9 protein-coding genes are annotated in these 12780 nt (G+C 66.8%); 5 read left to right on the top strand and 4 right to left on the bottom strand.

The genetic code is table 11. The annotated features are described in order from the left end of the window. Window positions 1-182: 182 nt before the first annotated feature. Entirely contained in the window at window positions 183-4406 is a 4224-nt protein-coding gene (locus AC067U_RS06830) for an NACHT domain-containing protein (protein ID WP_478828577.1), read from the bottom strand. Between the two features lie 544 nt (window positions 4407-4950). Between AC067U_RS06830 and AC067U_RS06835 the strand changes: the two genes are divergently transcribed. Next, entirely contained in the window at window positions 4951-5319 is a 369-nt protein-coding gene (locus tag AC067U_RS06835; RefSeq protein WP_478828578.1) for a hypothetical protein, read from the top strand. A 297-nt stretch (window positions 5320-5616) separates the two neighbouring features. Here AC067U_RS06835 and AC067U_RS06840 read toward each other — a convergent pair whose 3' ends face one another. Then, window positions 5617-6978, bottom strand: a complete 1362-nt coding sequence (locus AC067U_RS06840) for a glutamine synthetase family protein (RefSeq protein ID WP_478828579.1) — start codon at window positions 6976-6978, stop codon at window positions 5617-5619. 160 nt (window positions 6979-7138) lie between these two features. Here AC067U_RS06840 and AC067U_RS06845 point away from each other — a divergent pair, with 160 nt between their 5' ends. The 3 genes from AC067U_RS06845 to AC067U_RS06855 all read left to right on the top strand — a co-directional run bounded on the left by AC067U_RS06845 (window position 7139) and on the right by AC067U_RS06855 (window position 9152). After that, window positions 7139-7564: a hypothetical protein gene (locus AC067U_RS06845; RefSeq protein ID WP_478828580.1), complete on the top strand. Its 426-nt coding sequence runs from the start codon at window positions 7139-7141 to the stop codon at window positions 7562-7564. 68 nt (window positions 7565-7632) lie between these two features. Then, window positions 7633-8289 (top strand): DUF3105 domain-containing protein, encoded by a 657-nt coding sequence (locus AC067U_RS06850; RefSeq protein WP_478828581.1) that lies wholly within the window; start codon window positions 7633-7635, stop codon window positions 8287-8289. Window positions 8290-8447: 158 nt separating this feature from the next. Further along, window positions 8448-9152, top strand: a complete 705-nt coding sequence (locus tag AC067U_RS06855) for a DUF305 domain-containing protein (protein ID WP_478828926.1) — start codon at window positions 8448-8450, stop codon at window positions 9150-9152. A gap of 112 nt (window positions 9153-9264) precedes the next feature. Here the strand turns inward: AC067U_RS06855 and AC067U_RS06860 are convergent, their stop codons facing one another. Both AC067U_RS06860 and AC067U_RS06865 read right to left on the bottom strand, forming a co-directional pair. Further along, entirely contained in the window at window positions 9265-10122 is an 858-nt protein-coding gene (locus AC067U_RS06860; RefSeq protein ID WP_478828927.1) for an alpha/beta fold hydrolase, read from the bottom strand. Between the two features lie 92 nt (window positions 10123-10214). After that, complete coding sequence (locus AC067U_RS06865; protein ID WP_478828582.1) at window positions 10215-10901, bottom strand: DUF998 domain-containing protein; 687 nt, start codon at window positions 10899-10901, stop codon at window positions 10215-10217. 236 nt (window positions 10902-11137) lie between these two features. On the opposite strand from AC067U_RS06865, the gene AC067U_RS06870 reads away from it, so the two are divergent. Further along, window positions 11138-12733 carry a DUF4190 domain-containing protein gene (locus tag AC067U_RS06870; RefSeq protein ID WP_478828583.1) on the top strand — a complete coding sequence of 532 codons (1596 nt, stop codon included), beginning with the start codon at window positions 11138-11140 and terminating at the stop codon, window positions 12731-12733. Window positions 12734-12780 lie beyond the last annotated feature (47 nt).

Genomic DNA, 12780 nt, shown 5'->3' on the forward strand with positions numbered 1-12780 from the left:
GAACAGTTGTGCTCGAAGTCTGGCGCGAGTGCCCGGCTCATGAACACGTATACGGGCCGTGCGGCGTCTCAGTCCTGATGGTCTCGAACTGTCCTGACCCTGATATTCAGAACGCTCATTTGGCAGGGCAGGATCGCGCTAGGCGCGCCCTCCGAATCCGCTACAGCGCGTCGGCCAGGGCGCTAAAGAGCTGTCCTTGACAGTGGCAATCCGAACTCGTCTTCATCCCTGCGGAGGCTTTGATCTTGCGATGCGAGAAAATCGTCGAGCGTGTCGGTGAGCAACGCCTGCACGGGCGGGTATTCGACGTACTGAAGGCATTTTTGCGTAAAAGAGATCCATTCGGACGCGTCTTCCCTGGTGTCGCTATTTGCATTTGCCCTCAATGCGATGAGGACAGAATTCGCAGTCTGAAGGTCCCGGCAGGCGAGAATCGCATCGTAGAGAATGCTCCAATCCTCGCGAGTTTTCGGCGCCCGGACCGCGAAAAGGCAGATGCCTGCATTCCTCTCCGCTTCTATCTTAGATTTCGCAAGCACGCGATGCATGCGCGTGAAGCCTTTTAGGCGAATCTGCACGTTGCGTGCACCCGAGCCTGCCCCGAGGGAGGAGTGGTAGGAATGCATGTAACTAAAATCCTTGATCATTATCAATGCCCCACTGCGGCTTTCTGGATTCCGAGCATTGAATGCGACTTCTAGCAGCTTCTTGTAAACGACAGAAGTTGCATGGCCGGGGATTCTAAGGAGATTAGCGCGGCGCAGTTCGTCGCTGCCTCCAACCACACTGCAGGCTCTGTCCAGAATTGGATATGGGATGTCTCCTGACTCCAGGCAAGAGCGCACGGCGATCGGCAGCAAATCAGCGCTACCCGCAGCATGAGGCGCGTTAAGGATAACGGCGAGCATGCCCAGCCTCATATCATGCAACTCTGGCCCCGACATAAAGTGCGGCATATTGGTGTACAGCCTGCCGGCGACGTCCCGTAGCACAGATGGCACCGAGTGATTGGCGAGTAGATGATTGACGGCCTGCTCGAAGACAGAACCATCTACGGCGTATCTATCGGTCCTGTGCCTAACGGCAATTCCCCACGTGTAGTCTGCAAGGGCAGGATAGAGCTCCTCGGGAATGTCGGCGATTGTCTGATCCGGAGGGGAGATGGCCTGCGCGTTTCGGAGAAAATCAGAAAAGGCCTGTGTGCGCTCGATTGCCGGCGTGTCCAGCAGGTGCCTATTGATCGCATCGTAGACTCGGCGCCACCGAGCTGCTCCGGTTCTCCCTCCCCATCTGACCACAGCCTGCTCGGCGACCCTCCAGGCGTCGCCGCCCTTCTCGATCGCTGCATAAATTAGGTCAACGGCCGGAGAGGCTTCGTACGGGATTCCACCGAAGACGGCCATCAGAGAGGACGACGTACCTGGCAGAGAATGGAAGAACTTCACGGCCGCTTGTGCCGATTCAGATGTTACGTCACCCATCAGCACGTGTAGCAACCACAGCGGAGCGGTGGCCAACTGCCGATCAAATGACGCTTCTTCGGTCCCCAGCAGGCCGATATCTCCGGCCATTACATTTCCTGGCACGAAAGTGTGGCCTTCTGGAAATGCCGAGCCAGCGTTCGCCGTGGACCGAACAATCGAGGAGATCTGAAGCAGGGCCACAGAACGAAGGATAACTGCGGAGCAGTCCGACGGCCATGGGCGCTGAATGAGTTCACTCAAGAACTCACGTTCTTCCGTCCGCACCCAGGAAAATACTCCGCTTTGGGCAGCTGCCAGTAGCGCTTGTGAAACGAAGTCGTCACTTATGCCGGCGTGCCTCAAGTCCTCGACGGCTCGCCACATAGTTTGCAGGCGAAGGCGCGACAGGACTTGTCCAACGGCCGCAGCGCCCAAATCAAGCGCTACCTTGCGCACAGTAGTTATGGCTTGGTCGGCTCCCGACCGATACTCGAAGTATAGGGCAAGGGCCTCTCTGGCGTGATCAGCATTCTCCGACATTCTTTCAAAGCCGAGAATTATGTGTCGATTCTTCGCGTCCAGATGATGCAGAGTACGTATCAATGGCCCCAAGTAGGCCGAATTCAGAAGAATTATCTTTTTCTCGATCAGGGGTATTGCAAGATCCCTCTGGTCTTCGACTGGAAGTCGCAAGAGCAGATCCTGCACCTGCTGACGTCGCCCCTCAGAAATATGCCGATCGAAAACTTCAACGCCAAGTTCAAGGAGGGCGTTCTGCCTCCTTCTGTTTGGGCCAAAGGCTCGATCGGCTGCAAGTTCCAGTGCCAAGGTGCCGCCGCGGTGAACAAAGATGTCTGGGGCGTCGCGATCAATGGCGCGACACACCTCGATGATGTTGGCAGCTTCTCCTGCGTAGTTCCTACCCACGCGGCCGACGAAGAACAAAGCCACGTTTCGCCAGTGCGGAAGGCGGGCAATTGCTTCAAACCTGCTGTATCTTTGCGCGGTATCCGAAGATGTATCCGCCAAATGGCATGCGGCAAAGAATTCCTGGATCGATCGAAGCTCAAACCCAAACACATCTGCTTCCGGTTCGACGATCAAGACCAAGCGCTCACCGGCCTCGGTTGTAATCGCCTTCAGCTCCGCCTGTCGCTTGGTTGGCGGTGAGAACGGGTCATGCCACACCAGGAACTGATTCACATGCTTTTCGTAATCTGGCCTCGGAAGCACTGAAGCCATGGCCACTGCGCGCGTTGTTTTCTCGTGCAGGATATACCCAACATACTTATGAAGTCCGAGCAGCAGTTCTTTCTCGGACTGGATAATATTTCTCCCCTTCGCCATTTCCCGCCGATACATGATGTCCAAATACTCATTGAAGAGTGCTTCACGCTGTCGGGGTGGCGTACCGCCAGAAGAAATAATGAGCAGAAGGATGGTGACTTGCAGCGGCGTATTCGTGAGCAATCTAATCTGCTCATCTTGAAGGCACTCATCCATGGTTTGCCTTACGCGTCGGGACTTGGACTCGTCGAGAGACTTAGCCTTGGCCCAGCGCGAAACATACGACTGGACCTGAGTCGGCTCCAGTTTAGCCAAGCGCATATGTAGAAAGATCGAAGGATCAAACTCCTTCGTGTAACCGGTAGGGCGAGTGCTTGCGAGTATTTGAAGGTTGGCTTCGATCATGTCACAGCGATCGACAAACTCACCGACTCGGCTGAGCAGAATCTTGCGCAAATCGGGATCCGTTACTTCGTCCAGACCGTCCAAGATCAGAAGTGCAGGATTGGCCCTCAGGATCTGATGCAGGTCATCCGAAGTTATATGTCTGGACGTGACCGCCGAGATCTGCGAGGAGATAAATTCATCAATTGTTCCCGCGCTGAGTTGACCTCGATCCTTTTTCTCGGCAAGCCACTGGCCGAAATCCTTCAGGATGATCCTGAAGGGGATACGTGGGGTGAGTGGTATATACGTCTCGTCGATCTCGAGCCCTTGATGCAGAGCCACGTCCCTCACATGTCCCAGAAGCATAGAGCGATGGACTTGTGCCACATACTGACCGACTGTCGACTTCCCCTCACCGGGGCCTCCTACGATGACCAGCCGGCCTACCCCTTCTGAGAGCAGCAGGCTGCCAAGCCTCGCCCCCAAGGATCCGGTAGACCTTTGCGGAGATCGATGCTTCCTCAATGCATCCCGAACCCGCTGATTCCTGTGCAGATGTGCGGTACCCCGCTCCTCGTCGACCTCTGCATACAGATCAAAGAAGACATCCTGGAGCCGCACAGGTTGATCGGAAACATCTCCGGCTTGGTCAAGTTGTGCATGCATTTCCCGGGTGTAACTGGTTCGCAGGTAGGTCTTAATGGTTGTAGCTAGCTCATTAAGTCGAGCGTCGCGCTCGTTTAACAGCTGCGCGATAAGGTCGCCCGTCACTAGCAGGTGGAGATAGGGTTGCCTCACGGAGGGGAATGCGTCGAGAAGCCTGCAAACTTCGTCTGCCCCCCAGAAGGCGAAATTCTTAAGAGCCTTATACTTGGTGTTGACCAGCCTCTGTGCGGCATCGATCGTTCCCGTCTCGGCGACCGCCGAAATGGGAACGTTCGTGATCATAACGAAATTATCGCAACGATGCTTATACTTGTTGAAGACTTTGTCGAGTTCTCTGTCGACTTCGGCCAGGACAGAGCTTCTAGCCTTCTCGGGTGTGGTCAGGGAAAGGTCATGAAACTTCACTTGAAATATCCAGTTTCCCTTCCAAGGGCTGCTGGAAGATGGGTAGTTCGAGGAAGTTCCAATGAAGGTGGCCTCGCGGGCGCCGTCTCGTCCCGCTCCAAAGGTGACCGAACCTAGGCCAACTGCCTTTTTCACCAATGCCTGCGCGAGCCGTTCGAACTCCGACGCGCCAAGTGCGTTGAGGTTGTACTGCGGCAAAGTTACTTTCCCTCTTCCTCGGGTTAAGCCCGTGGGCACGGAAAGCTCAGCATAGAAGAGAGGATGATGGTGCGTCAGCTGGTTGGCTGACTTGAGGACTCTCACAACTCCGCCCCGGGGGGAGTGACTTGCGGTCTCGGTGGAGCAGGGCTCCGAGTGTCGCGCCCCTCGAACCTCGAGCGTCAAGGTAGGTCGGCGGAGCGGCTTTGGGGGGGTGGAGGCGCGGCTCAGCGACTTGGAGCGGGCATTGCTGGTGTCCTCATACCGGTGCGTGATCTTCACGAGCGTTTCCACCGTTCTCGCGGCGGCCGTGGATGACGAGCTGTTGGCGAGGAACCCATGCAAGCCGTACTGTCCGGGCTCCCGCTCCGGTGGCACCACGGGTTTAGTGGATCCAGGAGCGACTGTTCGCCGTGCGGGCCGCTCCGCCGAAGCGCTATCGGGCGATGGCTGACGCGGTAGTGGCCTCGGGCTTCGCCAGGGCGACATCTGCGGCTTGTCGACGACGCCGACGACTTCTCTGGCGAATCATGTGAAATCGCAAATGGGCGGCTCGTCTTCGGGCCCGCCCAAGCGGGGGAAGGAGCGGGACGTACCGCTCCCCCGCCGCGTGGCGCAGGTCCGCCGGGAGCAGTGGGAGGAGTTCCCGCCCGTGGACGTGACGCTTCCCGGGCTCAAGCCGGACGGGCGGCTCGTCACCAAGCCGTTGTTGCTCTCCCTGCCGGTTGGGGGCGCCGTACGACGGACCGACTTCAACACCAGGGGCTGGAGGTTCGACCTGCTGCAAGCTGGTGTGGTCCCCGAGCCACGGGATGACGGGCGCCACCAGGCCTCACACGAGCACGGAATGTACGCCCTGCGGCCCTTCTGCGCCTCCGTCCCGCTGGACGCTGGGGAGAACATCGGTGCCTGAGCACGTATATCGGACGCACGACGATCAGGGCTTCTCTCCGGGTCTATACGCACCTGATGCCGGGCAGCCACGAGCGCACCCTGAAGGCCCTGGACGATTTCTGCAAGGCCGTCGGCCCGACGCTTATCGGCCCATAGACGGCCCAGGAGGTCTGGAACGTATCCGGGCCGTGGACGGGCTCTACGAGGGCGCCGATCCCCGCCGGACGGCCCACAGGCGGCCCAGGGCCGGAACCACGCGACGCGTGGTCGCCGGCCCTGAGTGGGGTTCCGGCCCCGAAGGCCGTCTGCGGTGCGGTCAGAGCACGGGGAGGTTCTTGCGGAGTTCGAAGGCGGTGACCTCGCTCCGGTACTCCTCCCACTCCTGCTTCTTGTTGCGGAGGAAGAAGTCGAAGACGTGTTCGCCGAGGGTTTCGGCGACCAGTTCGCTGCGCTCCATCAGTTCGATGGCCTCGCCCAGGTTCTGCGGGAGCGGGGCGATGCCCATCGCGCGGCGTTCCGCGTCGGAGAGGGCCCACACGTCGTCGTCGGCGCCGGCCGGGAGTTCGTAGCCCTCCTCGATGCCCTTGAGGCCCGCCGCGAGCAGGACCGCGTACGTCAGGTACGGGTTGGCGCCCGAGTCGATGGAGCGGACCTCGACCCGGGAGGAGCCCATCTTGCCCGGCTTGTACATCGGGACGCGGATCAGGGCGGAGCGGTTGTTGTGGCCCCAGCAGATGTAGGCGGGGGCCTCGCCGCCGGAGCCCGCGGTGCGGCCGGAGCCGCCCCAGATGCGCTTGTAGGAGTTGACCCACTGGTTGGTGACCGCCGCCGTCTCCGCCGCGTGGCGCAGCAGGCCGGCGATGAAGGAGCGGCCCACCTTGGAGAGCTGGTACTCGGCGCCCGACTCGTAGAACGCGTTGCGGTCGCCCTCGAACAGGGAGAGGTGGGTGTGCATGCCCGAGCCCGGGTACTCGGAGAAGGGCTTGGGCATGAAGGTGGCCTGGACGCCCTGTTCGAGCGCGACCTGCTTCATGACCAGGCGGAAGGTCATGATGTTGTCCGCCGTGGAGAGGGCGTCGGCATAGCGGAGGTCGATCTCCTGCTGGCCGGGGGCGCCCTCGTGGTGGCTGAACTCGACCGAGATGCCCATGGATTCGAGCATGGTGATCGCCTGGCGGCGGAAGTCCATGCCGACGTTCTGCGGGGTGTGGTCGAAGTAGCCGGAGTTGTCGGCCGGCACGGGCCGGGAGCCGTCCAGCGGCTTGTCCTTCAGCAGGAAGAACTCGATCTCCGGGTGGGTGTAGAAGGTGAAGCCCAGGTCGGAGGTCTTGGCCAGGATCCGCTTGAGGACGAAACGGGGGTCGGCGAAGGAGGGGGAGCCGTCCGGCATCAGGATGTCGCAGAACATGCGGGCGGTGCCCGGGGCCTCGGCGCGCCACGGCAGTATCTGGAAGGTCCCCGGGTCCGGCTTGGCGATCATGTCGGATTCGTAGACCCGTGCGAAGCCCTCGATCGCGGAGCCGTCGAAGCCGATGCCCTCGTCAAATGCCTGTTCCAGCTCGGCGGGGGCGACCGCGACCGACTTCAGGAAGCCGAGCACGTCGGTGAACCACAGGCGCACGAACCGGATGTCGCGTTCCTCGAGCGTCCGGAGGACGAATTCCTGCTGCTTGTCCATGGGCTCATCCTCGCAGTTCAGACGACCTGTGCACCACTCCCGCCGGCACCTTGCGAGGCAAGTATCGCGGGCCGTGGTTTCCGCCAGATTACGCACCCCGGAAGTCACCGGGCACCCCGCACTGACCGCACGGGCGTCATGAGCACTACGATCGGCGCCCATGGGGGGCAGGTCTCACACACAGCGCGGGCGCGGAATGCGCCGGGTGGCGCTGCTGTGCGCCCTCGGGACGCTGGTCGGAGCGCTGTTCCTGTGCGCGCGTGCCGGGGGCGGTGAGGCCGCGGGAAATGCGGCGGCGCACGGCTCCGGAGCGCTTCCCGGGCCGCTCGCCGTGCGCACGGTGGCTCCCGCCCCCTTCGCCGCGCACTGGGCGCACGCCTCGTACGTCTGCCCGTACGACCTGCCCGCCTGCGCCCCCTTCCCGCACGTCACCCCCGGCCTGGTGCCCGTGCCGCCGCCCGCCGTGGCCGCGCCGGGGGCCGAGCCCCCGCCCGCCCCCGCGGTGCGGGCGGCGGGCCGGGCCCGGCCGGTGCAGCCGCCGGCCCGGGCGCCCGACCTGCATGTCCTTCAGGTGCTGCGGACCTGACCGGTCCGGTCGCCGACGACCCTCGCCGATCCACCCACCCCCCTCAGCAGAAGGACAGACAGACCGAGATGGCCACCAAGACCAACAACCAGGGCGGCAACTCCCGCCAGCAGCGGATAGCCGAGATGCGGCGCGCCGAGCAGTCCCGGGACCGCCGCATCAAGATCATCACGATCACCGCCTCGGTGTTGATCGTCGCCGGCATCGTCGGCGGCGCCGGCTACGTGGTGATGGACCAGAAGGCCGAGGAGCGCGAGCGCGTCGAGGCCCTGAAGAAGCCGGTGGACGGCGAGAAGGCCTGGGACGCCAAGAAGCTCGGCCGCAACCACGTCGAGACGCAGGTCAAGTACGAGATGACCCCGCCGGTGGGCGGCGACCACCACCCGCGCTGGATGAACTGCGACGGCGACGTCTACCCGAGCGCGATTCCCGAGGTCAACGCGGTGCACTCGCTGGAGCACGGCGCGGTCTGGGTGACGTACAACGAGAAGGCGCCCAAGGCCGAGGTCGACAAGCTCGCCGAGAAGGTCAAGAAGACCCCGTACTCGCTGATGAGCCCGGTGAAGGAGCAGTCCGGCGCGATCATGCTCAGCGCCTGGGGCAAGCAGCTGACCGTGGACAGCGCGGCCGACCCGCGGGTCGACACCTTCTTCGGCAAGTACGTGCAGGGCCCGCAGACCCCTGAGCCCGGCGCCGCCTGCACCCAGGGCGTGACGGCCAAGTGAGCCGCGCGGAATCCGGGACCGGGACGGACATCACGGCGGACATCAAGGCGGACGACGCGGCGGACGACGAGGCGGGTGCCGCGGACGGGGCCGTCTCCGCTCCCCCGTCGCGCCCCGCGCGTACGGTCCGGGTCGCGGTGGGCGCGGTGCTGCTGGCGCTGGTGCTCGCGGCGGCGGCCACGGTCGCCGTGGCGAGCGGCTCCTCCGGCTCCGGGGCGGACACCCCGGACGCCGCCTCGGCGGACGCGGGCTTCGCCCGGGACATGTCGGTCCACCACCAGCAGGCGGTGGAGATGTCCTTCATCGTGCGGGACCGGACCAAGGACGAGGCGGTCCGCAGCCTCGCCTACGACATCGCCAACACCCAGGCCAACCAGCGCGGCATGATGCTGGGCTGGCTGGACCTGTGGGGGCTGCCGAAGGTGGAGCCCGGTCAGGCCGCGATGGCCTGGATGGCGGGGTCCGGCGGTCAGTCCGGGCACGGCGGCGGTCACGACACGGGCGGCGGCCACGACACGGGCAGCGGTCACGACACGGGCAGCGGTCACGACACGGGCGGCGGCCACGGCGGCCACGACATGGGCGGCGTCAAGACCAAGCCGGGCGCGCTGATGCCCGGTATGGCCACCAAGGAGGAGCTGGCGCAGCTGAGCTCCGCCGAGGGCGTGCAGGCGGAGATCCTCTACCTGCAGCTGATGACCGAGCACCACAAGGGCGGCGTCGAGATGGCCGAGGGCTGCGCGAAGCTGTGCGAGACCCCGGTCGAGCGCAAGCTGGCCCAGGGGATGGTGGACGCCCAGCAGTCGGAGATGCTGCTGATGGCGGACATGCTCAAGCAGCGGGGCGCGAAGCCGGGCGCGTAGGGCCCATGGCCCGGTGCGGCCGTACGTTCACCCGTACGGCCGCACGGTTCGGGCGGTTCAGGTGGTTCGGGCGGTCCGGGCGGTCCGGCGCTTCGCCCGGCCGGAGCGCCGCTCAGGCCGCCGGAGCGCCCGCCGCGCCGAGCACCGCCCGCGCGATCTCGTGCGGGCGGTCCGGCATCACCAGGTGGCCGGCCGGTTCGGCCACCTCGAAGCGGGCGCCCAGGGTGTCCGCGAGGGCGGCCTGGCGGGCCAGCCAACGCAGGGCCGGGGCGTTCGCCGAGCCGTCGTACGCCGCGAGGACCACGGTCGGCGCGGTCAGCGGGCGGACGCTCCGCAGGGCCAGGACCTCGGCGGCCGTGTCGGGGTAGCGGGCGTTCTCCAGCAGGGCCCCGCGCCAGACCCGACCGGTCCGGTAGCAGCGGCGTACGAGGTCCCGCGCGGCCTCGTCGGCGCCGCCGGTCCGGGCCAGCCGCACGCCGGTACGGCGGAGCAGTGGTCCCAGCGCCGCGGGCAGCCCGGCGGCGGTGACCGCCGAGCCGAGGGCGCGCGCGGCGGCGGTCCGCAGCGCGGTGCCGACGGCACTCGTGCGGACCTCCTCCTCCACACTGCTGTCGATCAGGAGCAGGGCCGCGGTGCGTTCCGGGTACAGCCGGGCGAAGGCCTCGGCGTGGAACCCGGCGATCGAGTGCCCGGCCACCGTCACCGGCCCGGCCGGCAGGCGGGGGGCCAGCGCGTCGAGCAGGGCGGCCATCCGGTGCGCCTCCCCGGCCGCCGTGGGCGGTACGAGGGCGGGGGCGCTGAGCCCGTGGCCGGGACGGTCGAACCGGACCACGGTGCGGTACGGGGCGAGCAGCGCGGCGACGGGGTCCCAGTCGAACCAGCCGAGGGCCAGCCCGGCGGAGAGCACGCAGACCGGTCCACGGCCCTCGACCCGCACGTGCAGCGGCACGCCGTCGCGGCCCGCCCGCACGAAGCCGGACCAGACCGGACCCGGCGGCCGACCGGGCTCCGGACCCGGCTCCCGCTGCGCCCCCCGGCCCGCCGGCGGCCCCGTCCCGGCGCTCACGTACGGCGCTCCCGGTGGACGGAGTACGCGAGCACGCCGAGCCAGACGGCGACCAGCAGCACCTGCAGTCGCTGACCGGCGCCGAGCGCCCAGGTGCCGTGTCCGGCCGTGAACAGGGCGATGGCGCCGAGGGTCCAGACGGTGGCGAGCAGCTCCAGCACGACCAGTGCGGGGCCGTACCGGGCGAGCGGGGCGAACCAGCCGTAGCGGCGGGCGGCAACGGTGAGGGCGACGATCGCGAGCAGCGCACCGCACATGGCCAGGCTGCTGCTGATGGCGTGCGCCTGGTGAGTGGCGGGCACCAGGCCGGCGGTCTCCCGGGAGGCGCAGGCGGGGTCCACGGTGGGCTTGCAACTGAGCGGCAGCCAGGCGTCGGCGGCGGTGGCCGCGCCGAACAGGGCGACGCCGTGCCAGCCGATCACCGACCAGGGGCGGCGGGCCTCGGGGTACCTGGCCAGCCGGATCAGCGCGAGCAGACCGCCGGCGAAGGCGAGCAGACCGGCGGTGAAGTCGGTGGCCCGGAACAGTCCGCCGAGCGGCTGGTCCCGGGCCGCGAGCTCGCTGACGTACGTCTCGATGGGGTTCAGTCCGGTGGAGAGGACCACTTCGAGCACCCACGCGGTGTAGGCGGCAGCGCTCAGACCGAGGAGGGCGGCGATCAACCGCGTACCTTTGGTGGACATGGTGTGAATAATCCTATGCAGGGCGGGGCCAGGGCTGCGGCCGGATGCCCGCGGCTCCGGATCCGCCCCGCAAGACGCGGCACCCGGTGACCGGGTTGCCCCGGAGGCACGTGAGGCGCGCAACCCGCGGAGGGGGCGGACCGCACGGGCAAACCCCCTTTCAGGGCGGGTCAGGCTCATGACAGGCTGGGCGGCCACTGCACCACACCATCGCCACGTGAGGAACCGTCCCAGGCATGAGCACGCCGCCCTCGAACCCGCCGCACCACACCCCGCCCGCCGGCTCGCCCGAGCCGACGGTCGCCGAGGGCGTCGCGATACCCGCCGCCGAGACCCCGCCCGCCGAACCGGCGGACGCGGCACCTGCCACGCTCTCCCTGGACAAGGCGCCCGCCCGTGCGGCGGCTCCGGCAGCCCCGGTCCCGGCCGAGGCGAAGGCCGAAGCCGAGGCGGAGGCGGCAGCTGAGACCATCGCCGGGGCCGCTGCCGCGGCCCCCGCCGAACCCACGGCCCCCGCCACGACACCGGCTCCGGCCGCGGAGGCGCCGGCGGCGCCCACGCTGTCGCTCGACAAGGCCCCCGCCCCGGCGGGTGCCCCGGCAGCCCCCGCGGTCGACGAGACCCCCTCGGCGCCGACCCGCGCCGACGCCCCGGCCACGGCCCCCGGCGCCCCAGCTACGGCCCCCGCCGGGCCGGCCGCTCCCGCGCCGGGCCCGTTCGCGCCGCCGGTCCCGGCTCCCGCCGTGGCTCCCGCCGGGGCGGCAGCCCCCGCCCCGAACCCCTTCGCGCCCCCGGCCGCGGCCCCGGGCGAGGCGGTCACCGCCGCGCAGTCCGCCGGGTTCGCCCAGCCCGCCCCCGCGGCCGCGCCGTACGGAGCCCCGGGCCTGCCCGGTGGGCCCGGTGGTCCCGGTGGTCCGGCCGGCCCCGTCAACCCGTGGGGCCAGTACCCCGGTTACCCGGCCCCGCACCCGGGCGGCCCGGCCTTCGCACCGCCGGCCGACCAGAACGGACTGGCCCTCGGTTCGCTGATCGTCGGCGCCTTCGCCTTCCTGGGCGGCTTCGTGCCGTACCTCTTCGCGATCGTGTTCACCTTCGGCGCGACCGCCATCGGCATCGGCATCGCGGGCCTGGTCAAGGCCAACAAGGGCGGCGGCCGCAAGGGCATGGCCATCGCCGGCATCGTCCTCGGGGCGCTGTCCTTCGTCTCGATGATCGCGGGCATCGTCTTCACCATCCAGCTCTCCGAGAAGCTCGACGAGCGCGGCGAATCGCGCTACGAGCGGAGCCTGGACGACTACGAGGACGACTACTACGAGGACGGCCACGACTCCGGGCACGACGGCAGCCAGGACAGCGAGGACAGCGAGGACGGCAAGGACGGCACGGACAGCGGCTCAAAGCCGGACACCTCGATCCCCGGCGACCTGCCCGGCCCGGACACCCCGCTCGCCTTCGGCAAGACCTACCGCTACCAGGACGGGGTCGAGGTCACCGTCACCGAGGCCAAGGGCTACAAGCCCGAGCCGAACCGGTACATGCCGGACCGCCCCACCTGGGCGGCGAAGGTGACGGCCACCATCAAGAACAACTCCGACAAGAAGATCGAGATCCGGCTGGCCCTGCCCGCCGCCCGCGACGACAAGGGCGTGGAGGCGAACCGGATGTTCGACGACGAGGTCTACAAGCCCTTCGACGGCACCCTGCTGCCGGGCCAGTCGGCCACCGCGGTCTTCGGGTACGGCCTGCCCGAGGGCACCAAGGGCATCCAGTTCGAGATCTCCCCGGCGGCGGTCGGCTACGACAACGCCATCTGGTCGGGCAACCTCGGCTGACCGCCGGGAGACGGGCGTCACGCGGCCGGATCCAGGACATCGCGTCA

It is taken from the genome of Streptomyces sp. NPDC043853 (assembly GCF_056436025.1).